Here is a 23493-nt window from a genome sequence, read left to right as displayed (position 1 = left end):
GGGGTTGCACGACGATGCGGGTTCGCTAGGGCGGGCACGCGTGGGACAGCTGAATCAGGTGCTGGCGTACGTCGGGATGCCGGTTCAGGTAGTCGATCACGCTGCCGTTGCCCCCCTCGCCCTTTGACTTGTCGATCAGCTGCTGATGGAGGTCGGGGTGCCGCTGCAGGTAGGAGTCGATGGAACTGCCCACGTCCTGATTGCACCCGGGATCCGCGCTGGCCACTGGCAGCGCGATCATCGTCGCGGCGGTCGCGGTCAGTAACCCCCCGGCGAGCAGGCCGAAGAGTCCGCGGCCACGAGTACCGACTGTCTTGGATGTGCTCATGCCCACCAGGCTACGCGCGCTACCTTTGCGTAGCCTGTGCGCGCTCTGGGTGAAGCGGCAGGTCAGCGCGCGGCGGCGGCGCCGCTTTCTCGCTCGCGCTTGATCTCCAGCGCGATGTCGATCAGTTGGTCCTCCTGGCCGCCGATGAGCTTGCGCTGGCCGGCCCGGTGCAACAGCTCATGCGGCGGGACGCCATAGCGCTCACCCTGGCGGATGGCGTGCTTGAGGAAGCTGGAGTACACCCCGGAGTAGCCCATGATCAGGGCGTTGCGGTCGAGCAGGCACTCGGCGGGCATGGCTGGGGCGACGACCTCCTCGGCGGCGTCGGCGATGTCGAAGAAGTCGATGCCGGTCTTGACGCCGATCTTGTCGAACACCCCGATCAGCGCCTCGACGGGGGCGTTGCCCGCCCCGGCCCCGAAGCGGCGGCACGAGCCGTCGATCTGCTTAGCGCCGGCGCGCACGGCCTCGACGCTGTTTGCCACCCCGAGTCCGAGGTTTTCGTGCCCGTGGAAGCCGACCTGGGCGTCGTCACCGAGTTCGGCGACGAGCGCGGCGACGCGGTCGCGCACGCCCTCGAGGACCAGCGCCCCGGCCGAGTCGACCACGTAGACGCACTGGCAGCCCGCGTCGGCCATGATGCGGGCCTGGGCGGCCAGCTTCTCCGGCGAAATGGTGTGGCTCATCATCAAGAAGCCGACGGTTTCCAGGCCGAGTTCGCGGGCCAGGCCGAAGTGCTGGATCGAGACGTCGGCCTCGGTGCAGTGCGTGGCGATCCGGCAGATCGAGCCGCCGTTGTTCTGGGCCTCTTTGATGTCTTCCTTGGTGCCCACGCCGGGCAGCATCAAGAAGGCGATCTTGGCCTCTTTGGCGGTCTCGGCGGCGAGCTTGATCAGCTCCTGCTCGGGGGTCTTGGAGAACCCGTAGTTGAAGCTCGAGCCGCCCAGTCCGTCGCCGTGGGTGACCTCGATGACGGGCACACCCGCGGCGTCCAGGGCGGCCACGATCGCACCGACCTCGTCCTTGGTGAACTGGTGGCGCTTGTGGTGTGAGCCGTCGCGCAGCGACGTGTCCGTCATCCGCACGTCCCAGACCGGGTTGAAGAAGATGTCGGTAGTCATGATTGCGCTCCTCCGGCCGTCGCGGTCAAGGATTCCTTGGCGATCTCCTCGCCGACCTTGGTCGCCGCGGCGGTCATGATGTCCAGGTTGCCCGCATAGGGGGGCAGGTAATCGCCGGCCCCCTCGACCTCGACGAACGTGGTGACCAGCGCCTGGCCGCCAGAGTTGATCGACGGGTCGTCGAACTGCGGGTCGTTGAGCAGCCGGTAGCCGGGAACGTAGGTCTGCACCTCGGCCACCACGTCGTGGATGGACTTGGCGATCGCGTCGCGGTCGGCGTCCTCGGGAATGGCGCAAAAGATGGTGTCGCGCATGATCATCGGCGGATCGGCGGGGTTCAAGATGATGATCGCCTTGCCGCGCTTGGCGCCACCGATGGTCTCCACGCCCTTGCTGGTGGTCTTGGTGAACTCGTCGATGTTGGCCCGGGTTCCCGGCCCCGCCGACAGCGAGGCGACCGAGGCGACGATCTCGGCGTACGGCACCCCACCGAGGTCGGCGACGGCGCGCGACACCGCGTACACGATCGGGATGGTGGCCTGCCCGCCGCAGGTGATCATGTTGACGTTGGGCGCATCCAGGTGCTGGCGCAGGTTGGCCGGCGGGATCACCGCGGGACCCACCGCGGCGGGCGTCAGGTCGACGGCCCGGATGCCGGCAGCCGCGTACTTGGGCGCGGCGTCGCGATGCACATAGGCGCTGGTCGCCTCGAACACCAGATCGGGCTTGTCCGACTGCGCCAGCAACCAGTCCACGCCCTCGTGGGTGGTCTCCAAACCCAGCTTGCGGGCCCGCGCCAGACCCTCGCTTTCGGGGTCGATGCCGACCATCCAGCGCGGCTCCAGCCAGTCCGATCGCAACAACTTGTAAAGCAGGTCAGTGCTGATGTTGCCCGACCCGACAATGGCCACACTCGCCTTAGACGGCATGATGCCCCTTTTCGAACTGCTGAGATTTAAGTTAGTCGATTTAATTCGAGCCTATTCGAACGATAAACGCACAGAACCGAGGCCCGCGAAGTCGGCGACGAACTCGTCGCCCGGGTGCGCGTCGATGGCTCGCGTGCACGATCCGGGCAGCACCACGTCGCCCTTGCGCAACCGCACACCGAACCCGTCGACCTTGCGGGCCAGCCACGCCACCGCGGTGACGGGGTTGCCCAGCACCGCGTCGGTGCGGCCCTCCGCGACGACCTCGCCGTTGCAGCGCAGCACCGCGTCGATCCCCTTGACGTCGATGTCGCGGGGGGAAACCCGGGCCTCGCCGAGCACGAAACCGGCCGACGACGCGTTGTCGGCGATGGTGTCGCACAGCTCGATCTTCCAGTCGGTGATCCGGGTGTCGATCAACTCGATGGACGGGACCAAGGCCTCGGTCGCCGCCAGCACGTCGTCCTCGGTGCAGCCGGCTCCCGGCAGGTCGGCGTTCAATATGAAGCCGACCTCGACCTCCACCCGCGGATACAGGTAGCGGTTCGCCTTGACGGGGGTGTCTTCGAACAACTGCATCTCGTCGAGCAAATGCCCGTAGTCCGGCTCGTCGACGCCCATCATCTGCTGGATGGCTTTCGACGACAGCCCCACCTTGTGGCCCAGCACCCGCGCCCCCTCGGCGACCCGCTGCCGGATATTGATCAGCTGGATCTCGTAGGCGTCGACGACGTCGATGTCCGGGTAGGCCGCGGTCAGCGGGGCGATCGGCTCACCGCTCCGCTCGGCCTGCGCCAAGTCCGCAGCCAGCTCGTCGCGGGTAGCAACACTGAGCATTTTTCTACGTCTCCTCGTACGGTCGACCCGGGCCAGTAGCGGCCGCCCTGGGCAATTCTATAACGTGTTCTACATGTCAGCGCAGGAGTACGACGTCGTCGTGGTCGGGAGCGGCGGGGCCGGCATGGTGGCCGCCCTTACCGCCGCTCACCGGGGTCTTTCCACCATAGTCATCGAAAAGGCCCCGCACTTCGGCGGCTCGACCGCGCGGTCGGGCGGCGGCGTTTGGATCCCAAATAACGAAGTGCTCAAGCGTGACGGGGTCAAGGACACCGCCGAGGCGGCCCGCACCTATCTGCACGGGATCGTCGGCAGCGTCGTCGAGCCCGAACGCATCGACACCTACCTCGAGCGCGGGCCCGAGATGTTGTCGTTCGTGCTCAAGCACACACCGCTGAAGATGTGCTGGGTTCCGCGGTATTCCGACTACTACCCCGAGTCGCCCGGCGGGCGCGCCGAAGGCCGGTCGATCGAGCCGAAGCCGTTCGATGCCCGCAAGCTCGGCGCCGACGAGTCCGGCCTGGAGCCCGCGTACGGCAAAGTGCCGCTCAACGTTGTGGTGATGCAACAGGATTACGTGCGGTTGAATCAACTGAAGCGTCACCCGCGCGGCGTGCTGCGCAGCCTGAAGGTCGGCGCGCGCACGATGTGGGCCAAGGCGACCGGCAAGAACCTCGTCGGCATGGGACGGGCGCTGATCGGACCGCTGCGGATCGGCTTGCAACGCGCCGGCGTTCCGGTGGTGCTCAACACCGCGCTGACCGACCTGTACGTCGAAGACGGCGTCGTGCGCGGGGTCTATGTGCGCGGCGCCGCTGATGCCGAATCGGGTGAGCCCAGGCTGATCCGGGCCCGGCGCGGGGTGATCCTGGCGTCGGGAGGGTTCGAGCACAACGAACAAATGCGGGTGAAATACCAGCGCGCCCCGATCACCACCGAATGGACGGTGGGCGCGGTGGCGAACACCGGCGACGGCATCGTCGCCGCCGAAAAGTTGGGCGCCGGACTGGAATTGATGGAAGACGCCTGGTGGGGCCCGACCGTCCCGCTGGTCGGCGCGCCGTGGTTCGCGCTGTCGGAGCGCAACTCGCCGGGATCGATCATCGTCAACATGTCCGGCAAGCGATTCATGAACGAGTCGATGCCCTACGTCGAGGCCTGCCACCACATGTACGGCGGCGAATATGGCCAGGGACCCGGGCCGGGCGAGAACATCCCCGCGTGGCTGGTCTTCGACCAGCAGTACCGCGACCGCTACATCTTTGCGGGATTGCAGCCCGGACAACGCATTCCGCGCAAGTGGCTGGAATCGGGCGTCATCATCACGGCCGACACGCTGGCGGAGCTGGCCCAGAAGGCCGGCCTTCCGGTGAACGAATTCACCGCCACCGTGGAACGTTTCAACGGTTTCGCGCGCTCCGGCGTCGACGCGGACTTCCACCGCGGCGAGAGCGCCTACGACAGGTACTACGGCGACCCGACCAACAAGCCGAACCCCAACCTCGGCGAGATCAGCCACGCGCCGTACTACGCCGCCAAGATGGTGCCCGGCGACCTGGGCACCAAGGGCGGCATCCGGACCGATGTCCACGGGCGGGCGCTGCGCGACGACGGCAGTATCATCGAAGGCCTTTACGCCGCGGGCAATGTCAGCGCGCCGGTGATGGGCCACACGTACCCCGGTCCGGGTGGCACCATCGGCCCGGCCATGACGTTCGGCTACCTGGCGGCATTGCACATTGCCGGCGGAGCCGGGGAAAGGTAACCGCGATGCCCATCGACGTAGACGTCGCGCTGAACGCCGAGCTGGATCCCATCGAATTCTCTTGGGCCAGCAGCGATGTGCAGCTCTACCACCTCGGGCTCGGCGCGGGCGCCGACCCGATGGATCCGCGCGAGCTGCGCTACCTAGTCGACGACACCCCGCAGGTGCTGCCCACGTTCGGCAACGTGGCCGCCACGTTCCACGCCACGAAGCCGCCGACCGTGCAGTTCCCGGGCATCGACATCGAGCTGAGCAAGGTGCTGCACGCCAGCGAGCGGGTCGAGGTGCCCGGGCCGCTGCCGCCGTCGGGCTCGGCCAAGGCCGTCACCCGGTTCACCGACATCTGGGACAAGGGCAAGGCCGCGGTGATCTGGAGCGAGACGACGGTGACCGCGCCGGACGGCACGCTGTTGTGGACGCAGCGGCGGTCCATCTTCGCCCGCGGCGAAGGCGGCTTCGGCGGCGAGCGCGGCCCGTCGGGGGGTGACGCCGCACCGGAGCGGGCCCCCGACCTGGAGGTCGACGTGCCGATCCTGCCGCAGCAGGCGCTGCTCTACCGGCTGTGTGGCGACCGCAACCCGCTCCACTCCGATCCCGAATTCGCCGCTGCCGCAGGCTTTTCGCAGCCGATCCTGCACGGGCTGTGCACGTACGGCATGACCTGCAAGGCGATCACCGACGCACTGCTCGACGGTGACGCCGCCGCGGTGGCCGCCTACGGTGCGCGTTTCGCCGGGGTGGCATTCCCCGGCGAAACGCTCAAGGTCGGCATCTGGAAGGAGGGCGGCCGCTTTTTGGCCAGCGTTGTCGCGCCCTCGCGCGACAACGCCGTCGTGCTCTCCGGGGTCGAACTCGTCCCGGCCTAGCGGCTTCCGGCGCGCTTCCTCTTTTGCTTCGCGTCAGTGTGCGGCTAGCCGCGCATTCGGTCTCGACTGTGCGGCTATGCGCACACTCGGCCGGCCAACGCGTCGCGAACACGCCTGACGACCTCGGCCGGGCGGTCACCGGCGACCACTCGCACAACGATCCAGCCACGCCGCTGCAATATCTCTGATCTACGGAGATCCCACCTGTACTGGTGTCGATCGCTGCGGTGTTGCTCGCCGTCATACTCGACCGCGACTTTGACGTCCTCCCAGCCCATATCCAAATATGCAATGGCGCTGCCGAATTCGTTGACAACTGGAATCTGAGTCTGTGGCCTGGGCAAGCCCGCTTGGATCAGCACGAGGCGTAGCCAGGACTCTTTCGGTGACTGCGCGCCGGCATCGAATAGGTCCACCGCTTCACGCGCTCGCGCGATCCCTCGCCGTCCAGCATATCTGCGAGCCAGCAGCTCAACATCAGCCGCTTTGACGTTAGTGGCGCGGGCAAGCGCGTCGATAGCTGCCACGGCGGTCGTGATGGGATACCAGCAGCCCAAATCCAGGGCCGTTCTGGTCGGCGAAGTAACCGGCATGGCCGCAACCGTCTCTATCTCGTCGGCCTCGATACGGTCTCGATGTGTTTGGATTCCAGGTGGACTCCGCCGATTATCGTGAATCAACTCCACTGCCTGGAAGTCGTTCGCCCAATTACTGCCATGTAGAGCTGCGGCGGAAAACCCCGCGACAACACCTCGGCGTCCGGTCCAAAGCCACCCTGCTTTCGCACGTAAAGCGGCATCAACTTCAATATCACGTTCCGTATATACATCGGGAAACAGACGGCGACACCGGGTAGCCAGTTGGGTCTTAGTCCAGACGCCCGCGGCTATGGCCTCGCTGCCGATGAATGGCTCCCGCACGAAGGCAGCGTCGCAGAGAGCACTCAGCTCGTCACTTCGGCTATCCACACTCGCCGAGTGTGCGGCTGGCCGCACTCCGACGCGCGAATGTGCGGCTGGCCGCGCATTCGCGAAAAAGGCGGAAAAGGCGGGGGAAGGAGACCTAGCCGAGAATGAGGCCCGAGGTGGGCACGCCCGTACCCGCGGTGACGAGCACGTGCTCGACGTCGGGCACCGGATTCACCGAGGTGCCCCGCAGCTGCCGCACACCCTCGGCGATGCCGTTCATGCCGTGGATGTAGGCCTCGCCGAGTTGGCCACCATGGGTGTTGATGGGCAGCCGGCCGCCGATCTCGATCGCCCCGTCGGCGATGAAGTCCTTGGCCTCTCCGCGACCGCAGAATCCCAACTCCTCCAACTGAATCAGCGTGAACGGAGTGAAGTGGTCATACAGCACGGCGGTCTGGATGTCGCTCGGTTTGAGCCCCGACTGCGCCCACAACTGCTGACCGACGACCCCCATCTCCGGCAGGCCGAGCTCGGGCCGGTAGTAGCTGACCATCGTGTACTGGTCGGGGCTGGAGCCCTGCGCCGCCGCCTCGATGATCGCCGGCCGCTGCTTGAGGTCCTTTGCCCGCTCGGGCGACGTCACCACGATCGCCACCGCCCCGTCGGTCTCCTGGCAGCAGTCCAGCAGCCGCAGCGGCTCGGCGATCCACCGCGAATTCTGGTGATCCTCAATGGTTATCGGCTTCTCGTAGAAATAGGCCTTCGGATTCTTGGCCGCGTGCTTGCGGTCGGCCACCGAGATCGCGCCGAAGTCCCGGCTGGTCGCCCCGGACAGGTGCATGTAGCGCTGGGCGATCATCGCGACCTGTGCGGCGGGCGTGGACAGCCCGTGCGGGTAGGAGAACGAGTTGTCCGCCGCCGTCGAATCAGCCTGCACGCCGGCGTTTCCCACCAATCGGGTCTGCACCTGACCGAACCGCATGCCGGATCGCTCGTTGAACGCCCGGTACGCGACGACGACGTCGGCCACGCCGGTGGCCACGGCGAGCGCCGCCTGCTGAACGGTCGCGCAGGCGGCGCCGCCGCCGTAACCGATCTGCGAGAAGAACTTCAGATCACCGATGCCGACCGCGCGTGCCACAGCGGTCTCGTTGTTGGTGTCCATCGTGAAGGTGGTCAACCCGTCGACATCGGACGGGCTCAGCCCGGCGTCGTCCAGGGCATCCAGGACCGCCTCGGCGGCCAACCGCAGCTCGCTGCGGCCGGAGTCCTTGGAGAAGTCGGTAGCGCCGATCCCGGCGATCGCGGCTCGGCCGTTCAATAAGCCCGCTGACATCTATGCGCCCCCGATCGTCAGCGTCACGTTCGCGATGACGTGATCGCCAAGGCTGTTGCGCCCGAACACCTTCAGCGTGATCAGGCCGTCGTCGACGGCCGTCACCTCACCGGAGAACGTCACGGTGTCGTAGGCGTACCACGGCACACCCAGGCGCAGGCCGATCGACTTGATCAGCGCCGTCGGACCTGCCCAGTCGGTGACGTAGCGCTGCACCAGCCCGGTGTCGGTGAGGATGTTGACGAAGATGTCCTTGGAACCCTTGGCCTGCGCCAGGTCCCGGTCGTGGTGCACGTCCTGAAAGTCCCTGGTGGCCAGGGCCGTCGAGATGATGAACGTCGGCGTGCCATGCAGCTTGAGTTCGGGCAGGGTGGTGCCCACTTCGACAACGGGTGCGCTCATGCTTCGTCTCCCATGGGCTCCCAGGCGTAGAGGCTCCACTCGGGCCCGGATTCACCGGCCGGGAAGTCGATATAGGTTGCGCGGACCGGCATTCCGATCTTGACCTCGGCGTGGTCGACGTTGCGCAGCTCGCCGAGCATCCGGACGCCCTCTTCCAGTTCGACCAGTGCGATCACGAACGGCAGCGTGCGCCCGGGCACCTTCGGTGCGTGGTGCACCACGTAGCTGAACACCGTGCCGCGGCCGCTGGCGACCGCGAAATCGATCGGCTCGGCCTTGTTTTGCCACACCGCGGGCACCGGCGGGTGCTGCAGGGTGCCGTCGGGGAGGCGCTGGATACGCAGCTCGTGCGCCGCCACACCCTCCCAGAAGAAGGCGGTGTCGCGTGAGACCGCCGGACGCATCATGGCGTCGGCGTCCAGGTCCTGAGGGACCGATGCGGTCGCGCCGGAATCCTCGCGGGGCCTGAATTTCAGGATTCGCCAGGCCATCTCGGCGACATCCTCGTCGCCGACCCGCCACGTGATGTGCTGGTTGATGAACCAGCCCTCGCCGAGCCCGGTCTGCTTGGGGCCGACCACGTCGCGCATCTCGGACACGACGGTGACCTGCTCGCCGGGACGCAGATACCGGTGGTAGGTCTGCTCGCAGTTGGTGGCGACCACGCCGATGTAGCCGGCCTCGTCGAACAGCTGCATGATCGGGCCCATGGGGTCGTCGGTCGGGCGTTCCCCGCCCAGGCCGAACATCGTCCACACCTGAATCATGGCCGGCGGGGCGACAATTCCGGGATGACCGGCGGCCCTGGCCGCGGCCTCGTCGACGTAGATCGGGTTGCGGTCGCCCAGCGCCTCGACCCAGTTGTTGATCGTCGGCTGGTTCACCGGATCCCGGGCCTCGCGCGGTGCAGCGACGACGGTGGCGGTGATCTCCGCAACCGCTTCCTTGATATCGGTCATCGAGGCACCCTCGGCACTTTGAGTCCGGCCGCGGCGATCATCTCGCGCATCACCTCGTTCACGCCGCCCCCGAAGGTGATGACCAGGTTGCGCTTGGTCTGGGAGTCCAGCCAGTTGAGCAGGTCGGCGGTGTCCGAGTCGGCGGGGTTACCGTACTTGCCGACGATTTCCTCGGCGAGCCGGCCGATGTACTGAATCTTCTCGGTACCAAAGACTTTGGTCGACGCCGCGTCGGCGACGTTGATGTCCTCCCCGGCGGCGGCCACCTGCCAGTTGAGCAGCTCGTTGATCCGCCACATCGCGTGAATCTCGCCGAGCGCGCGCTTGACGTCGGCGTGGTCGATCGGGGTGACCCCGTCACTTCCCGGCTTGGACGCCCAGGCGTGGACCCGGTCGTAGATGCCCGCGGTACGCCCGGCCGGGCCGAGCATGACGCGTTCGTTGTTGAGCTGGGTGGTGATCAGCCGCCACCCGCCGTTCTCCTCGCCGACCAGCATGTCGGCGGGCACCCGCACATCGTTGTAATACGTGGCGTTGGTGTGGTGGGCGCCGTCGGACAGGATGATCGGCGTCCAGGAGTAACCGGGATCCTTGGTGTCGACGATCAGGATCGAAATGCCCTTGTGTTTCACGGCTTCGGGGTCCGTGCGGCAGGCCAGCCAGATGTAGTCGGCGTCGTGGGCTCCGGTGGTGAAGACCTTCTGCCCGTTGACGATGTACTCGTCGCCGTGACGCACGGCGGTGGTCCGCAGCGAGGCCAGGTCCGTACCGGCCTCGGGCTCGGTGTAGCCGATCGCGAAGTGCACCTCGCCGGCCAGGATCGCCGGCAGGAACTTCTTCTTCTGCATCTCGCTGCCGAACTGCTGCAGGGTCGGACCGACCGTCTGCAGCGTGACCGCGGGCAGCGGCACGTCGGCGCGATGCGCCTCGTTGACGAAGATCGACTGCTCGATCGGGCCGAAACCCAAGCCGCCGAACTCCTTTGGCCACCCGACGCCGAGCTTGCCGTCCTGGCCCATCCGGCGGATCACCGCGCGGTAGGCCTCGTTGTGACGGTCCTGCTCCATCGCCTTCATCTCGTCGGACGAGATCAGGTTCGAGAAGTATTCCCGCAATTCCGCCTGCAGCTGGCGCTGCTCCGGGGTCAGGTCTATGAACATTGCGCTCCCACCAGATCGAGACGATGAGAAGGACCGCCCAGCAACCGGGTCAGGTCCTTGATCGTGGAGTAGTACCGGTGCATCGGATAGGTGATGTCCATGCCCATGCCGCCGTGCAGGTGATGGCAGAGCTGCATCACCGGCGGCGCCTGTGAGGTGACCCAATACCCCAGGACATCGAGGTCGTCGTCGGCATCCCGCCCCTCCGACAGCCGCCACACGACCGATTTCGCCACCAAATCGATGGTGCGCGAGGCGATGTAGACCTCGGCGAGCTGTGCGGCCACGGTCTGGAAGGTCGACAGCGGCTTGCCGAATTGCTTGCGGTTGGCCACGTAGTCGGCGGTCAGCCGCAGCGCCCCGGCCACCAGCCCGTCGGCGTAGGCGCCGATGGAAGCCAGCACCAGCTGGTTGACGCGCTGCGCGGTGGCGCCGGCCAAGACGTCGGCGTCCTCGACGGCGACATCGGTGAACGTGACCGTGTACTCGTCGGAGTCGTTCGAGGTCGGCGTCTGGACCACCTCGACGCCGCCGGCCTTCGGCGACACCACGACCACCGCGCTGTCGGCGGTGACGATCATCCAATCCGCTTGTCCGGCATAGCCGACGCCGACCTTGGTGCCCGACAGCCGGCCGCCCGCGAACGTGGTCGACGGCCGGTCCGGCAACGCGGCGCCGGGCTCGTTGAGCGCCGCGGTCAGCACGCCGCCCTTGGCGACGCCCGCCAAAAACCGGTCCTGCTGGTCCTCGGAAGCCAGGTCAACCAGGGGGAGCACACCGAAACCCAGGGTGGCCAGGGCCGGCGTGATCGTGCCGTGGCGACCGATCTCCGTCAGCACGGTGGCGACCTCGGGCAATCCCACCCCGTCACCGCCGAGGCGCTCGGGCACCGGCAGCGCCGTCACGCCGCCGTTGACCAAAGCCTCCCAACTCAATTCGCGCTCGAACACCGACGTCACGACGTCGGCGACCGCCTGTTGTGTCGCGGTGAGATCGAAATCCATCGTGGCTTCGGCCGCCATATCAGTGCGCCACCGGGCACTTGCCGGTGTAGTCGACCTGCCAGTGCTTGATGCCGTTGAGCCACCCCGACCGCAGCCGCTCGGGCGCGGAGATCGGCTTGAGGTCCGGCATGTGGTCGGCCACGGCGTTGAAGATCAGGCTGATCGTCATCCGGGCCAGGTTGGCGCCGATGCAGTAGTGGGCACCGGTGCCGCCAAAGCCCACGTGCGGGTTGGGGTTTCGCATGATGTTGAAGCTGTGCGGGTCCTCGAAGACCTCTTCGTCGAAGTTGGCCGAGCGGTAGAACATCACGACCCGCTGGCCCTTCTTGATCTGCACACCGGACAGCTCGTAGTCCTCCAGCGCGGTCCGCTGGAACGCCGTGACCGGCGTTGCCCACCGGACGATTTCGTCGGGCGCGGTGTCCGGGCGCTCCTTCTTGAACAACTCCCACTGGTCGGGGTTGTCCGCGAACGCGATCATGCCGTGCGTGATCGAGTTCCGGGTGGTTTCGTTGCCCGCGACGGCCAGCATGACCACGAAGAACCCGAATTCGTCGTCGGAGAGCTTCTCGCCGTCGATGTCGGCCTGGATCAGCTGGGTGACGATGTCGTCGCCGGGGTTCTTGGCGCGCTCCTCGGCCATCTTCATCGCGTACATGATCAGCTCGGCCGAGGACATCGCGGGATCGATGTGCGCGTACTCGGGGTCTTCGTTGCCGGTCATCTCGTTGGACCAGCGGAAGATCTTGTCCCGATCCTCCTGCGGAACACCCAGCAGACCCGCGATGGCCTGCAGCGGCAGCTCACAGGAGACCTGCTCGACGAAGTCGCCGGAGCCCGACGAGGCGGCCGTCTTCGCGATGTTTTGCGCGCGGGCGTCCAACTCGTCGCGCAGCCGTCCGATGGCCCGCGGGGTGAAGCCGCGCGAGATGATCTTGCGCAGCCGCGTGTGGTGCGGGGCGTCCATGTTGAGCATGACGTTGCGCTGCAGGTCGATCTGCTCGCGCGTCATCTCCTGCGGCCACACCGGGATGGCGCAGTCCTGCTGAGACGAGAAGATGTCACTGCGCACAGAGATCTCTTTGACGTCCTTGTGCTTGGTGATGGCCCAATAGCCTTTGTCGCCAAAACCGCCCGTGCCGCCCGGGACGTCTACCCAGAAGATCGGCTCGGACTTGCGCACTTCGGCCAACTCCGCGACCGGGAGGCCTTTGACACTGACGTCCGGATCGAGAAAATCAAACCCGGGCGGAAGATTCGGACTGGGCACGCTACTTCTCCTAACTACAGTCCTCGATGACTTGCGATCCCAGGACACTAGTTGTCCTAGTGATGCTCTGGTGCCAGTAAAACATGCCTCCACCGCAGACAAAAGGCGGCGACGCATCCTCGCTTGTCATAGTAATGAAACGTGTTCTAGCCTGGCGTCATGGGTAACCCGGTAATCGTCGAAGCCACTCGCAGCCCGATCGGCAAGCGCAATGGCTGGTTGTCAGGGCTGCACGCCACCGAGCTGTTGGGTGCGGTGCAGAAGGCGCTGGTTGAGAAGGCAGGCATCGAAGCCGGCGACGTCGAACAGGTCATCGGCGGCTGCGTCACGCAGTACGGCGAACAGTCCAACAACATCAGCCGGGTCAGCTGGCTGGTGGCCGGTCTGCCCGAGCACGTCGGCGCCATGACCGTGGACTGCCAGTGCGGCAGCGGCCAGCAGGCCAACGGCCTGGTCGCCGGGCTGATCGCCGCCGGCGCCATCGACATCGGTATCGCGTGTGGCATCGAGGCCATGAGCCGCGTCGGCCTCGGCGCCAACGCGGGCCCCGACCGCAGCATCCTGCGGCCCGCGTCGTGGGACATCGACCTGCCCGACCAGTTCACCGCCGCCGAGCGGATCGCCAAGCGGCGCGGCATCACCCGCGAGGAGATCGACGAGTTCGGCTTCAACTCGCAGGCCAGGGCCAAGCAGGCCTGGGACGAGGGCCGCTTCGACCGTGAGATCTCCCCCATCGAGGCCCCGGCGCTCGACGAGAACAAGCAGCCGACGTCGGAGCGCGTCACCATCTCTCGCGACCAGGGCCTGCGCGAGACGACCCTGTCGGGTCTGAGCGCGCTGAAGCCGGTCCTCGAAGGCGGGATCCACACGGCGGGAACGTCGTCGCAGATCTCCGACGGCGCGGCGGCCGTGCTGTGGATGGACGAGGACAAGGCCAAGGCTTTGGGCCTGCGGCCGCGCGCCCGCATCGTCAGTCAGGCGTTGGTCGGCGCCGAGCCCTACTACCACCTCGACGGGCCGGTGCAGTCGACGGCCAAGGTGCTGGAGAAGGCCGGCATGAAGATGGGGGACATCGACCTCGTCGAGATCAACGAGGCGTTCGCCTCGGTGGTGTTGTCCTGGGCTCGGGTGCACGAGCCGGACATGGCCAGGGTCAACGTCAACGGCGGCGCCATCGCGCTCGGCCACCCGGTCGGGTCGACCGGCAGCCGGCTGATCACCACCGCGCTGCACGAATTGGAGCGCACCGACCAGACCACCGCATTGATCACGATGTGCGCGGGCGGCGCCCTGTCCACCGGCACCATCATCGAGCGCATCTAGTTCCCCCTTGCTCGTCTCCGAAGAGAGCCGCATCGCCGCGGCGCAGTCCTACATCGACGCGCTGGTCAGCCATGACGGCGACACCGTCCCGTTCGCGGCCGGCTGCACCCGCATCGAGCAGGGCATCAAGAACGGGTTCTCCGGAAATCACCTGCGGCGCAGCCTGAATCGCGGGCCGCAGTATCGGTTGCTGGCGCACACGACGACGCCGGAGTACCGCATCGACGGCGACGACGTGCACGCCGCGTACCAGGTGCTGACCAAGGCGGCGTTGGGCGGGCGTCGGCTCGCGGCGCACGTCACCGAGACCTTCGTCATTCCGGCCGAAAGCGCAAACGGGAAAGCCGAAATCCACCACATCAAGGTTCGCTTCCACCCCTTCATCCAGCGTTAGGGACGTCGAGGAACATCATGCCGAAACCGAAGCCACGCGCACTGAACTCACCCTGGGTCGCCTTCATCATCAAGTGGATGGCCAAGGGCAACGCATGGATATACCGACGCAGCAATGGAAAATTCGGCGGCACTTTCCAGAAGGCCCCCGTCGCGCTGCTCACCACGACGGGACGCAAGACCGGCGAACCGCGGGTGAGCCCGCTGCTTTACCTGCGCGAGGGCGATCGGGTGGTACTGGTCGCATCGAAGGGCGGCAGCGACAAGCACCCGCTGTGGTACCTCAACCTCAAGGCCAATCCCAAAGTGTCCGTGCAGATCAAGGACGAGGTGCTTCACCTGCAGGCCCGCGACGCCACCGAGGCGGAACGGGCCAAGTACTGGCCGAAGTTGGACGCCATGTATCCCTCGTTCGACGATTACCGGTCCTGGACCGATCGGGTGATCCCGGTCGTCATCTGCGACCCCTAGAGTTTCAAATCGCCCGGATGGGGAACCATCCTGGGCAAGATGTCCGAGCGTCGCTGGATCCGCAACTCGCGCCCGATTGCGCTGCTGCTCAAGTACTTCGCGTGCCTGCACATCTGGGTGTACCGTCGAACCAACGGCAGGATCGGCGCGAAATTGCTGCGATTCCCGGCGGCGCTGCTGACCACGACCGGACGCAAGTCCAACCGGCCGCGGACCACCGCGACGCTCTACCTGCGCGACGGTGAACGGGTGATTTTGCCCGCGTCGTTCGGCGGCCGCGACGAAGACCCGGTGTGGTATCTGAACCTTCGGGAGAATCCCGAGGTGCGGGTGCAGATCCGGGCTCAGCGCCTGGAATTGATCGCGCGCGACGCGACCGACGCCGAGCGCGAACGCTATTGGCCGCCGCTGATGCGGATGTACCCGCCCTACCGCAAGTACCGCGAAGCCGCCGACCGGGTCATCCCGCTCGTGGTGTGCGAACCCCCTCGGCGAGCGTGCACCGACGGCGAAGAATCGGCGAAATCATCGCCGTGAGTGCACGTTCGGCGCGGGCGCCGCGTCAGGCGCCGTAGACCGGGACCGGCGGGCGCGCCTTGGCGAGCAGGTCGGCGACGACGCGTCCCAGCTCCGCGGGATCCCACCGCGCCCCCTTGTCGATCTCCGGCCCGTGCGCCCAGCCCTCGGCGACGCGAATCTTGCCGCCCTCGACCTCGAACACCTTGCCGGTCACGTCGCGCGATTCGGCGCTACCCAGCCAAACCACCAGGGGGGAAATGTTTTCCGGGGCCATCGCGTCGAAATCCTGATCCTGGGTGGACATCATCTCGGCGAAGACGGTCTCGGTCATGCGGGTGCGCGCCGAGGGAGCGATGGCGTTGACGGTGACGCCGTAGCGGCCCATCTCGGCCGCGCCGACGAGCGTCATCGCCGCGATGCCCGCCTTGGCGGCGCTGTAGTTGCCCTGCCCGACACTGCCCTGCAGGCCGGCGCCCGAGCTCGTGTTGATGATCCGCGCGTCAACGGTTTTGCCCTCTTTGGACAACCCACGCCAATACGACGCGGCGTGCCGCATCGTGGCGAAGTGGCCCTTGAGGTGCACGGCGACGACGGCGTCGAACTCCTCCTCGCTGGTGTTGGCCATCATCCTGTCGCGCACGATGCCGGCGTTGTTCACCAAAACGTCCAGGCCGCCGAATGTTTCGACGGCGGTCCGAATCAGTTCGGCAGCCTGGTCCCAGTCGGCGACGTTGGAACCATTGGCGACGGCTTCGCCCCCGGCGGCGATGATCTCGTCGACCACCCCCTGGGCGGCGCTGCCGCCGCCCGCCGGTGAACCGTCCAGGCCCACCCCGATGTCGTTGACCACCACCCGCGCACCCTCGGCGGCGAAGGCCAGCGCGTGCGCGCGACCGATACCCCCGCCGGCTCCGGTGACGATGACGACGCGGCCGTCAACCACTCCCATAGTTGTTTTCTCCTCTACTTGATCGCGTTCGCGTTCGTGGTGGCCAGGTAGTGCGGGGGCTCGCCGCCGCCGTGCACCTCTAGCGAGGCGCCGCTGATGTAGGAGGCCGCGTCCGAGGCCAGAAACGCCGCGGCCCAGCCGATGTCGTCCGGTTTGGCCAGCCGGCCGAGCGGCACGTTCTTCGAGATCGCGGCGATCGATTCTGCGTCGCCGTAGAACAGTTCCGATTGTTCGGTCTCCACCATGCCGACCACACAGGCGTTGACCCGGACCTTGGGTCCCCATTCCACGGCCAAGGTCTGGGTGAGGCTCTCCAGCCCCGCCTTGGCCGCCCCGTACGCGCCGGTACCCGGGGAGGGTCGACGCCCCGACAGGCTGCAGATGTTGATGATCGACCCGCCGCGCGGCTGGGCTTGCATCTTGTCGTTCGCGTGCTGCGAAACAGACAGCGCGCCAATGAGATTGAGCTCGATGATCTTGCGGTTGAACTTGGCGCTGGACTCCGCGGTCAGCACGTAGGGCGATCCCCCGGCGTTGTTGACGACGACATCGAGGCCCCCGTGCCGGTCCGCGACGGTGTCGATCAATTCACTGACCGCGTCGTCATCGCGGACGTCGCAGGAGTGGAACTCATAGGGCGATCCCTCGACCGGCCGTCGCGCGCAGGTGACGACGGTGGCGCCCTGCGCGGCGAAAACCGCGCTAATTCCGGCGCCCACCCCGCGAACGCCGCCGGTGACGAGAACCACCCGCCCGGCCAGCCCCAAGTTCATGGCTTCTGCAAACGGGGGGCATGCTTCGGCGCGAGTCACTGTGCTAGCGTACCAAGCAAGTGCTTGCTTAGGTAGTTACCCCACAAGGAAGTGGCACCTTGACCATCACATCCACAACCACCGAACCGGGCATCGTCGCGGTTACCGTCGACTACCCGCCCGTCAACGCCATCCCGTCGCGCGGCTGGTTCGAACTGGCCGACGCCGTCACCGCGGCCGGCCAGGACCCGCAAACCCACGTCGTCATCCTGCGGGCCGAGGGCCGCGGCTTCAACGCCGGGGTCGACATCAAGGAGATGCAGCGCACCGAGGGATTCAATTCGCTGATCGACGCCAACCGCGGCTGCTTCGCCGCGTTCCGCGCCGTCTATGAGTGCGCGGTGCCCGTCGTCGCGGCCGTGAACGGATTCTGCGTCGGCGGCGGCATCGGCCTGGTCGGCAACTCCGACGTCATCGTCGCCTCCGAGGACGCCACCTTCGGGCTCCCCGAGGTGGAGCGCGGCGCGCTCGGCGCGGCCACCCACCTGTCCCGGCTGGTGCCCCAGCACCTGATGCGACGGCTGTTCTTCACCGCCGCCACCGTCGACGCCGCCACCCTGCACCACTTCGGTTCGGTGCACGAGATCGTGCCGCGGGATCAGCTGGACGAGGCCGCATTGCGGGTCGCGCGCGACATCGCCGCCAAGGACACCCGGGTCATCCGGGCGGCCAAGGAGGCACTGAACCTCATCGACGTGCAACGCGTCAACTCGAGTTACCGGATGGAGCAAGGCTTTACGTTCGAGCTCAATCTCGCCGGGGTGGCCGACGAGCACCGCGACGCGTTCGCCGGCACGACGAAGGGCAAGGACGCGTGAGCGACAAGAGAACCACCCTCGACGAGGCCGTCGCGCAGGTGCGCAGCGGCATGACCATCGGCATCGGCGGATGGGGATCTCGGCGCAAGCCAATGGCATTCGTGCGCGCCCTGCTGCGCACCGATGTCACCGACCTGACCGTGGTCACCTACGGCGGGCCCGACCTGGGGCTGCTGTGCTCGGCCGGCAAGGTGAAGCGCGTCTACTACGGGTTCGTCTCGCTGGACTCCCCGCCGTTCTACGACCCGTGGTTCGCCAAGGCCCGGGCGGCCGGGGCGATCGAGGCCCGCGAAATGGACGAGGGCATGCTGCGCTGCGGGTTACAGGCCGCCGCGCAACGCCTGCCGTTCCTGCCGATCCGGGCCGGGCTGGGCAGTTCGGTGCCCGACTTCTGGGAGGGTGAACTGCAGACCGTCACTTCGCCGTACCCCACGGACGGCGGCCACGAAACGCTGATCGCCATGCCCGCGCTGCGCCTGGACGCCGCATTCGTCCACCTCAACCTCGGCGACAGCCGGGGCAACGCCGCCTACACCGGGATCGACCCCTACTTCGACGATCTGTTCCTGATGGCCGCCGACAGGCGCCACCTGTCGGTCGAGCGCATCGTATCCACCGACGAACTGATCAAGGCGGTGCCGCCGCAGGCGCTGCTGGTCAACCGGATGATGGTCGACAGCGTCGTGGAGGCGCCCAACGGTGCCCACTTCACCACCGCCGCACCGGATTACGGGCGCGACGAGAAGTTCCAGCGGCACTACGCCGAGGCGGCGTCGACCGACGAGGGCTGGCAGAAGTTCACCCAGACCTACCTGTCGGGCACCGAAGACGACTACCAGGCGGCGGTTCGCGCATTCGCAGAGGAGGCCTGAAAGTGAGCAGCACCCGCGCCGAAGTGTGCGCAGTCGCCTGTGCCGAATTGTTCAGGGACGCGGGCGAGATCATGGTCAGCCCGATGACCAACATGGCCTCCGTCGGGGCGCGGCTAGCCCGCTTGACCTTCTCCCCCGATATCTTGCTGACCGACGGCGAGGCCCAACTGCTGGCCGACACCCCGGCGCTCGGCGCGACCGGTACCGTCGAGGGCTGGATGCCGTTCGGCCGGGTGTTCGAGACGCTGGCCTGGGGGCGCCGCCACGTGGTGATGGGCGCCAATCAGGTTGACCGGTTTGGCAATCAGAACATCTCGGCGTTCGGCCCGTTGCAGCAACCCAAACGCCAGATGTTCGGCGTGCGCGGCGCCCCGGGCAACGCCATCAACCACGCGACCAGCTATTGGGTGGGCAACCATTCCAAGCGGGTGTTCAGCGAGAAGGTGGACGTGGTCTGCGGGATCGGTTGGGACAACGTCGATGCCGACAATCCGGCGTTTCGGTTCGCCAACACCTACCGGGTCGTGTCGAACCTCGGCGTCTTCGACTTCGGCGGGCCCGACCGGACCATGCGGGCGCTGAGCCTGCACCCAGGGGTCTCGCCGGACGAGGTCCGCGAGGCCACCTCGTTCGAGATCCATGGGCTCGAGGACGCCGAGGAGACCCGGCTGCCCACCGCGGACGAACTGCGCCTCATCCGCGAAACGATCGATCCGAAGTCGTTGCGCGACCGAGAGATACGTTGATGACCAGGTTGCGCACGCCGCTGACCGAGCTGGTCGGTGTCGAGCACCCGGTGGTGCAAACCGGGATGGGTTGGGTGGCCGGGGCGCGCCTGGTGTCGGCCACCGCGAACGCGGGCGGGCTGGGCATTTTGGCGTCGGCCACCATGACGCTGGACGAATTGGCGACGGCCATCGCCAAGGTCAAGGCCGCCACGGACAAGCCGTTCGGCGTGAACATCCGCGCCGACGCGGCCGATGCCGGCGACCGGGTCGATCTGATGATCCGCGAAGGCGTCAAGGTGGCGTCCTTTGCCCTGGCGCCCAAGCAGGAGCTCATCGCCCGGCTCAAAGAGGCCGGCGCGGTGGTGATTCCGTCGATCGGCGCGGCCAAGCACGCCCGCAAGGTCGCCGGGTGGGGTGCGGACGCGATGATCGTGCAGGGCGGCGAGGGTGGCGGGCACACCGGTCCCGTCGCCACCACGCTGCTGCTGCCCTCGGTGCTGGACGCCGTGCGAGGCACCGGCATTCCCGTCATCGCCGCGGGCGGATTCTTCGACGGGCGCGGGTTGGCGGCCGCCCTGAGCTACGGCGCCGCCGGTGTCGCGATGGGCACGCGTTTCCTGCTGACCTCGGATTCGACCGTGCCCGACGCGGTCAAGCGGCGCTACCTGGAGGCGGCGCTGGACGGCACCGTCGTCACCACCCGCGTCGACGGCATGCCGCACCGGGTCCTGCGCACCGGCCTGGTCGAGAAGCTGGAAAACGGTTCGCCGGTGCGGGGTCTGACCGCCGCGGTGCGCAACGCGGCCAAGTTCAAGCACATGTCACGGATGACGTGGCGGTCGATGATCAGCGACGGCCTGGCGATGCGGCACGGCAAGGAGCTGACCTGGTCGCAGGTCGTCATGGCGGCCAACACCCCGATGCTGTTGAAAGCCGGTCTGGTGGACGGCAATACGGAGGCCGGGGTGCTGGCCTCCGGGCAGGTGGCGGGCATCCTCGAGGATCTGCCGTCGTGCGCCGAGCTGATCGATTCGATCGTGCGGGACGCCATCGAGCACCTGCGGGCGGCATCCGCCCTGGTGCACGAGTAGCCACGCGCCGCTTGTGAAGCTATTTGCTGAATCTTGATGTAATTAAGCTATACTCTTCAAATGGATCGGATGAAGCCACAGCCTTCATCTCGCGCGACGCTGATCGGTGATGTCGTCGGTTCCCGGCATGCCACCGATCGCCCCGGGTTGCACCGCGCCCTGTCCGCGGCTCTGCGGGAAGTGGGCGACGGCGCGATCGACCCGCCCGCCTTCACCGTCGGCGACGAGTTCCAGGGCAGCTACCCCACCGTCGGGGCCGCCATCGACGCGGCATTGACCGTCCGCCTGCTGCTCGCCCCGGACATCGACGTCCGTTTCGGCATCGGATGGGGCGCGGTCACCATCCTCGATGCCGACGCGGGAATTCAGGACGGGCCCGGTTGGTGGAGCGCACGGGCGGCCATCCAGCAGACCGCAGAGGCCCAGCGGCAACCCGGCTTCGCGTTGGTACGCACGACGTTCCGGGCGGACGGTGACACACGCACCGACGCCGCGGCGGTCAACGCGGCGCTGATTTGTCGGGACCATCTGCTTGGATCGCTCGACGAAAGATCGTTGCGGATCGTGAGGGGCTTGATGACGGGCCGAACCAAAAAGGAGCTCGCCGCGGACGAGGGCATCAGTCCATCCGCGGTGTCTCAGCGCGCGAGCCGCGATGGTTTGGATCTGATTGTCCTTGCCAGCCACTATCTTCGGAGTCTGCCGTGAGCGCCGTCGCGGTATTCCTCACGGCGCTCGCAGTCGCCGATCTCGGTCGGCGAGCGCTCCGCACGGTATGGCCGTCGCTCGTGATCGGGCCGGTCGTGGTGGTGGCGTGCGCCGCAGCGGGAGCCCTCTGGCATGCCGGCGACATCCCCTTGCTGGTGCTGGCCGCCGCGGCGGTAGTGGCCTGGGAATGGCTGTGCGCGCGAAGCGAACACAGCGGTAGCCGGCAAGGCGCGGCCCTGGCGGTGTTCGGCGCCGCGCTCGCACTGCTGATGCTGCTGTCCGGGTGGTCGTCGCCGACCAACGGCGCGATCGCTCGATGGTCGTCCTGGGTGCACCTGCCGCTCACCCACGTCACGCCCACCCGGCTGCTGATGATCGTCGGCGTCGTCCTGGCCCAGTTCGCCACCGCAAATCAGTTGGTGCGCTTGGTTCTTGCCTCGGTGGGCGCGATGCGCCCGGAAGGTCAGCCGCAGCCGTCGGACCGGCTCAAGGGCGGCAGACTGCTGGGACCGATGGAACGCCTGCTGATCCTGAGCCTCGGTGTCGGCGGGCAGGTCGCCGCGGCGAGCGCCGTCGTCGCCGCCAAGGGGATCATCCGCTTCCCGGAGTTGAACGCGCAGAAGGGCGGTAACGGCGACGTCGGCATCGACGAGGTGACCGAGTACTTCCTCGTCGGCAGCTTCACCAGTTGGCTGCTCGCCCTGGGCGGCATCGGGCTCGTTCTGGCGACCCCGTAGCCGAGCGGCGAGAAGGCCGAGCGAGCTACAGCCGCTCGATGATGGTGACGTTGGCGGTGCCCCCGCCCTCGCACATCGTCTGCAGGCCGTAACGGCCGCCGGTGCGCTCGAGCTCGTTGAGCATGGTGGTGAACAGCTTGGCGCCGGTGGCGCCCAGCGGGTGCCCGAGCGCGATCGCCCCGCCGTTGGGGTTGACCTTCTCCGGGTCGGCCTTGACTTCCTTGAGCCAGGCCAAGACCACCGGGGCGAACGCCTCGTTGATCTCGACCGTGTCGATGTCGTCGATCGACAGCCCGGTCTTGTCCAGCGCGTAGCGGGTCGCCGGAATCGGCCCGGTCAGCATGAAGACCGGGTCGGCCGCGCGTGCGCTGATGTGGTGGATGCGGGCCCGCGGTGTCAGGTTGTGCTCCTTGACGGCCCGCTCGGACGCCAGCAGCACCGCGCTGGCCCCGTCGGAGATCTGGCTGGCCATGGCCGCCGTCAGCCGGCCGCCCTCGACCAGAGGCTTGAGGCCGGCCATCTTCTCCAGCGACGATTCGCGCGGGCCCTCGTCGACCCGGAACGGCCCGGATTCGGTTTCCACGGTGATGATTTCGTTGTCGAAGTGGCCGCCCCGGATCGCCGCGAACGCGCGCTCGTGACTGGTCAGCGCGTATCGCTCCATCTCTTCGCGCGACAGGTTCCACTTCTCGGCGATCAGCTCCGAGCCGCGAAACTGCGAGATCTCCTGGTCGCCGTAGCGATGCAGCCACTGCTTGGACTCGTTGGTCGGGGAGGTGAAGCCGAACTGCTCGCCGACGGTCATGGCCGACGAGATCGGGATCTGGCTCATGTTCTGCACGCCCCCGGCGACGATGAGGTCGGCGGTGCCGGACATAATCGCCTGTGCGCCAAAGGAAATGGCCTGCTGACTGGAGCCGCACTGGCGGTCGACGGTAACGCCGGGCACCTCTTCGGGGTAGCCCGCGGCCAGCCAGGAGAGGCGCGCGATGTTGCCGGCCTGCGCCCCGATGGCATCGACGCAGCCGGCGATCACGTCGTCGACTGCGGCGGGGTCGACGTCGACCCGGTCGAGCAGTCCGCGCCATCCCAGCGCACCCAGGTCGACCGGATGCACTCCGGCCAGCGATCCGCCGCGCTTGCCGACCGCAGTACGCACGGCGTCGATGACGTAGGCCTCTGGCATT

The 23493-nt window shown here is 67.2% G+C and carries 26 protein-coding genes; 12 read left to right on the top strand and 14 right to left on the bottom strand.

Annotated elements, in window-relative coordinates; all coding sequences use genetic code 11:
- Positions 1 to 25: 25 nt before the first annotated feature.
- From P6281_RS02695 to P6281_RS02680, 4 genes are all read right to left on the bottom strand, one after another.
- Positions 26 to 328, bottom strand: a complete 303-nt coding sequence (locus tag P6281_RS02695) for a hypothetical protein (RefSeq protein WP_008263682.1) — start codon at positions 326 to 328, stop codon at positions 26 to 28.
- Between the two features lie 62 nt (positions 329 to 390).
- The gene (dmpG, locus tag P6281_RS02690; RefSeq protein ID WP_008263680.1) at positions 391 to 1449 is read right to left on the bottom strand and encodes a 4-hydroxy-2-oxovalerate aldolase; all 1059 of its coding nucleotides are present in this window, start codon (positions 1447 to 1449) and stop codon (positions 391 to 393) included.
- Positions 1446 to 2378 (bottom strand): acetaldehyde dehydrogenase (acetylating), encoded by a 933-nt coding sequence (locus P6281_RS02685; RefSeq protein ID WP_008263678.1) that lies wholly within the window; start codon positions 2376 to 2378, stop codon positions 1446 to 1448. Before P6281_RS02685 ends, dmpG begins: the two co-directional genes overlap by 4 nt.
- 51 nt (positions 2379 to 2429) lie before the next feature.
- Positions 2430 to 3215: a 2-keto-4-pentenoate hydratase gene (locus tag P6281_RS02680; RefSeq protein ID WP_008263676.1), complete on the bottom strand. Its 786-nt coding sequence runs from the start codon at positions 3213 to 3215 to the stop codon at positions 2430 to 2432.
- Positions 3216 to 3288: 73 nt separating this feature from the next.
- On the opposite strand from P6281_RS02680, the gene kstD reads away from it, so the two are divergent.
- Together kstD and P6281_RS02670 are read left to right on the top strand one after the other, a co-directional pair.
- Entirely contained in the window at positions 3289 to 4980 is a 1692-nt protein-coding gene (gene kstD, locus P6281_RS02675; RefSeq protein WP_008263674.1) for a 3-oxosteroid 1-dehydrogenase, read from the top strand.
- A 5-nt stretch (positions 4981 to 4985) separates the two neighbouring features.
- On the top strand, positions 4986 to 5846 hold the full coding sequence (locus P6281_RS02670; RefSeq protein WP_008263672.1) for a MaoC/PaaZ C-terminal domain-containing protein: 861 nt from the start codon (positions 4986 to 4988) through the stop codon (positions 5844 to 5846).
- A gap of 74 nt (positions 5847 to 5920) precedes the next feature.
- Here the strand turns inward: P6281_RS02670 and P6281_RS02665 are convergent, their stop codons facing one another.
- From P6281_RS02665 to P6281_RS02635, 7 genes are all read right to left on the bottom strand, one after another.
- Complete coding sequence (locus tag P6281_RS02665; protein ID WP_029385379.1) at positions 5921 to 6766, bottom strand: DUF559 domain-containing protein; 846 nt, start codon at positions 6764 to 6766, stop codon at positions 5921 to 5923.
- A gap of 142 nt (positions 6767 to 6908) precedes the next feature.
- Positions 6909 to 8090 (bottom strand): lipid-transfer protein, encoded by a 1182-nt coding sequence (locus P6281_RS02660; protein ID WP_020188688.1) that lies wholly within the window; start codon positions 8088 to 8090, stop codon positions 6909 to 6911.
- The gene (locus P6281_RS02655; protein ID WP_008263666.1) at positions 8091 to 8492 is read right to left on the bottom strand and encodes a MaoC family dehydratase; all 402 of its coding nucleotides are present in this window, start codon (positions 8490 to 8492) and stop codon (positions 8091 to 8093) included.
- The gene (locus P6281_RS02650) at positions 8489 to 9451 is read right to left on the bottom strand and encodes a bifunctional MaoC family dehydratase N-terminal/OB-fold nucleic acid binding domain-containing protein (protein WP_014383768.1); all 963 of its coding nucleotides are present in this window, start codon (positions 9449 to 9451) and stop codon (positions 8489 to 8491) included. Before P6281_RS02650 ends, P6281_RS02655 begins: the two co-directional genes overlap by 4 nt.
- Positions 9448 to 10611 (bottom strand): acyl-CoA dehydrogenase FadE29, encoded by a 1164-nt coding sequence (gene fadE29 / locus P6281_RS02645; RefSeq protein ID WP_009956911.1) that lies wholly within the window; start codon positions 10609 to 10611, stop codon positions 9448 to 9450. Before fadE29 ends, P6281_RS02650 begins: the two co-directional genes overlap by 4 nt.
- The gene (locus tag P6281_RS02640; RefSeq protein ID WP_324738921.1) at positions 10602 to 11615 is read right to left on the bottom strand and encodes an acyl-CoA dehydrogenase family protein; all 1014 of its coding nucleotides are present in this window, start codon (positions 11613 to 11615) and stop codon (positions 10602 to 10604) included. The genes fadE29 and P6281_RS02640 overlap by 10 nt, the downstream gene beginning before the upstream one ends.
- 19 nt (positions 11616 to 11634) lie before the next feature.
- A complete protein-coding gene (locus P6281_RS02635) occupies positions 11635 to 12885 on the bottom strand; it encodes a cytochrome P450 (protein ID WP_009956913.1) in 1251 nt (416 codons plus the stop codon).
- A 159-nt stretch (positions 12886 to 13044) separates the two neighbouring features.
- Between P6281_RS02635 and P6281_RS02630 the strand changes: the two genes are divergently transcribed.
- From P6281_RS02630 to P6281_RS02615, 4 genes are read left to right on the top strand one after another with little or no spacing between them, the layout of a single operon-like run.
- A complete protein-coding gene (locus P6281_RS02630; protein ID WP_014381753.1) occupies positions 13045 to 14208 on the top strand; it encodes a steroid 3-ketoacyl-CoA thiolase in 1164 nt (387 codons plus the stop codon).
- A gap of 7 nt (positions 14209 to 14215) precedes the next feature.
- On the top strand, positions 14216 to 14602 hold the full coding sequence (locus P6281_RS02625) for a hypothetical protein (protein ID WP_014383767.1): 387 nt from the start codon (positions 14216 to 14218) through the stop codon (positions 14600 to 14602).
- Positions 14603 to 14619: 17 nt separating this feature from the next.
- Entirely contained in the window at positions 14620 to 15072 is a 453-nt protein-coding gene (locus P6281_RS02620; RefSeq protein WP_324738608.1) for a nitroreductase family deazaflavin-dependent oxidoreductase, read from the top strand.
- Between the two features lie 39 nt (positions 15073 to 15111).
- Positions 15112 to 15609 carry a nitroreductase family deazaflavin-dependent oxidoreductase gene (locus P6281_RS02615; RefSeq protein WP_324738607.1) on the top strand — a complete coding sequence of 166 codons (498 nt, stop codon included), beginning with the start codon at positions 15112 to 15114 and terminating at the stop codon, positions 15607 to 15609.
- Between the two features lie 25 nt (positions 15610 to 15634).
- On the opposite strand, the gene P6281_RS02610 is transcribed toward P6281_RS02615, so the two are convergent.
- On the bottom strand, positions 15635 to 16540 hold the full coding sequence (locus tag P6281_RS02610; protein ID WP_008263643.1) for an SDR family oxidoreductase: 906 nt from the start codon (positions 16538 to 16540) through the stop codon (positions 15635 to 15637).
- Positions 16541 to 16554: 14 nt separating this feature from the next.
- Positions 16555 to 17352, bottom strand: coding sequence for an SDR family oxidoreductase (locus tag P6281_RS02605; RefSeq protein WP_162832313.1), 798 nt, complete (start codon positions 17350 to 17352; stop codon positions 16555 to 16557).
- A gap of 59 nt (positions 17353 to 17411) precedes the next feature.
- On the opposite strand from P6281_RS02605, the gene echA20 reads away from it, so the two are divergent.
- From echA20 to P6281_RS02575, 6 genes are read left to right on the top strand one after another with little or no spacing between them, the layout of a single operon-like run.
- A complete protein-coding gene (echA20, locus tag P6281_RS02600; RefSeq protein ID WP_324738606.1) occupies positions 17412 to 18170 on the top strand; it encodes a (7aS)-7a-methyl-1,5-dioxo-2,3,5,6,7,7a-hexahydro-1H-indene-carboxyl-CoA hydrolase in 759 nt (252 codons plus the stop codon).
- Positions 18167 to 19042: a cholesterol ring-cleaving hydrolase subunit IpdA gene (ipdA, locus tag P6281_RS02595; RefSeq protein WP_014379017.1), complete on the top strand. Its 876-nt coding sequence runs from the start codon at positions 18167 to 18169 to the stop codon at positions 19040 to 19042. The genes echA20 and ipdA overlap by 4 nt, the downstream gene beginning before the upstream one ends.
- Positions 19043 to 19044: 2 nt before the next feature.
- Complete coding sequence (ipdB, locus tag P6281_RS02590) at positions 19045 to 19788, top strand: cholesterol ring-cleaving hydrolase subunit IpdB (RefSeq protein WP_014379016.1); 744 nt, start codon at positions 19045 to 19047, stop codon at positions 19786 to 19788.
- Entirely contained in the window at positions 19788 to 20861 is a 1074-nt protein-coding gene (gene ipdC / locus P6281_RS02585; RefSeq protein WP_008263630.1) for a (3aS,4S,5R,7aS)-5-hydroxy-7a-methyl-1-oxo-octahydro-1H-indene-4-carboxyl-CoA dehydrogenase, read from the top strand. The genes ipdB and ipdC overlap by 1 nt, the downstream gene beginning before the upstream one ends.
- 60 nt (positions 20862 to 20921) lie before the next feature.
- Positions 20922 to 21569, top strand: coding sequence for a SatD family protein (locus P6281_RS02580; RefSeq protein ID WP_014379015.1), 648 nt, complete (start codon positions 20922 to 20924; stop codon positions 21567 to 21569).
- A complete protein-coding gene (locus P6281_RS02575; protein ID WP_014383764.1) occupies positions 21566 to 22306 on the top strand; it encodes a hypothetical protein in 741 nt (246 codons plus the stop codon). The genes P6281_RS02580 and P6281_RS02575 overlap by 4 nt, the downstream gene beginning before the upstream one ends.
- Before the next feature lie 25 nt (positions 22307 to 22331).
- On the opposite strand, the gene fadA6 is transcribed toward P6281_RS02575, so the two are convergent.
- The gene (fadA6, locus tag P6281_RS02570; RefSeq protein WP_014381749.1) at positions 22332 to 23492 is read right to left on the bottom strand and encodes a steroid 3-ketoacyl-CoA thiolase FadA6; all 1161 of its coding nucleotides are present in this window, start codon (positions 23490 to 23492) and stop codon (positions 22332 to 22334) included.
- Between the last annotated feature and the right edge of the window lies 1 nt (position 23493).

This window comes from Mycobacterium sp. 5-140-3-2 (assembly GCF_035666375.1).
Taxonomy (GTDB): Bacteria; Actinomycetota; Actinomycetes; order Mycobacteriales; family Mycobacteriaceae; genus Mycobacterium; species Mycobacterium intracellulare.
This window is presented reverse-complemented; position numbering and strand designations above follow the sequence as displayed.

Bases quoted from the DNA above. Each gene is read 5' to 3' on its own strand.
- P6281_RS02660 (WP_020188688.1), bottom strand. From the start codon at position 8,090: ATGTCAGCGGGCTTATTGAACGGCCGAGCCGCGATCGCCGGGATCGGC.
- dmpG (WP_008263680.1), bottom strand. From the start codon at position 1,449: ATGACTACCGACATCTTCTTCAACCCGGTCTGGGACGTGCGGATGACG.
- P6281_RS02650 (WP_014383768.1), bottom strand. From the start codon at position 9,451: ATGACCGATATCAAGGAAGCGGTTGCGGAGATCACCGCCACCGTCGTC.
- P6281_RS02640 (WP_324738921.1), bottom strand. From the start codon at position 11,615: ATGGATTTCGATCTCACCGCGACACAACAGGCGGTCGCCGACGTCGTG.
- fadE29 (WP_009956911.1), bottom strand. From the start codon at position 10,611: ATGTTCATAGACCTGACCCCGGAGCAGCGCCAGCTGCAGGCGGAATTG.
- fadA6 (WP_014381749.1), bottom strand. From the start codon at position 23,492: ATGCCAGAGGCCTACGTCATCGACGCCGTGCGTACTGCGGTCGGCAAG.
- P6281_RS02685 (WP_008263678.1), bottom strand. From the start codon at position 2,378: ATGCCGTCTAAGGCGAGTGTGGCCATTGTCGGGTCGGGCAACATCAGC.
- P6281_RS02670 (WP_008263672.1), top strand. From the start codon at position 4,986: ATGCCCATCGACGTAGACGTCGCGCTGAACGCCGAGCTGGATCCCATC.
- P6281_RS02695 (WP_008263682.1), bottom strand. From the start codon at position 328: ATGAGCACATCCAAGACAGTCGGTACTCGTGGCCGCGGACTCTTCGGC.
- P6281_RS02580 (WP_014379015.1), top strand. From the start codon at position 20,922: ATGGATCGGATGAAGCCACAGCCTTCATCTCGCGCGACGCTGATCGGT.
- P6281_RS02620 (WP_324738608.1), top strand. From the start codon at position 14,620: ATGCCGAAACCGAAGCCACGCGCACTGAACTCACCCTGGGTCGCCTTC.
- P6281_RS02610 (WP_008263643.1), bottom strand. From the start codon at position 16,540: ATGGGAGTGGTTGACGGCCGCGTCGTCATCGTCACCGGAGCCGGCGGG.
- P6281_RS02680 (WP_008263676.1), bottom strand. From the start codon at position 3,215: ATGCTCAGTGTTGCTACCCGCGACGAGCTGGCTGCGGACTTGGCGCAG.
- ipdC (WP_008263630.1), top strand. From the start codon at position 19,788: ATGACCAGGTTGCGCACGCCGCTGACCGAGCTGGTCGGTGTCGAGCAC.
- P6281_RS02630 (WP_014381753.1), top strand. From the start codon at position 13,045: ATGGGTAACCCGGTAATCGTCGAAGCCACTCGCAGCCCGATCGGCAAG.
- P6281_RS02655 (WP_008263666.1), bottom strand. From the start codon at position 8,492: ATGAGCGCACCCGTTGTCGAAGTGGGCACCACCCTGCCCGAACTCAAG.
- P6281_RS02615 (WP_324738607.1), top strand. From the start codon at position 15,112: ATGTCCGAGCGTCGCTGGATCCGCAACTCGCGCCCGATTGCGCTGCTG.
- kstD (WP_008263674.1), top strand. From the start codon at position 3,289: ATGTCAGCGCAGGAGTACGACGTCGTCGTGGTCGGGAGCGGCGGGGCC.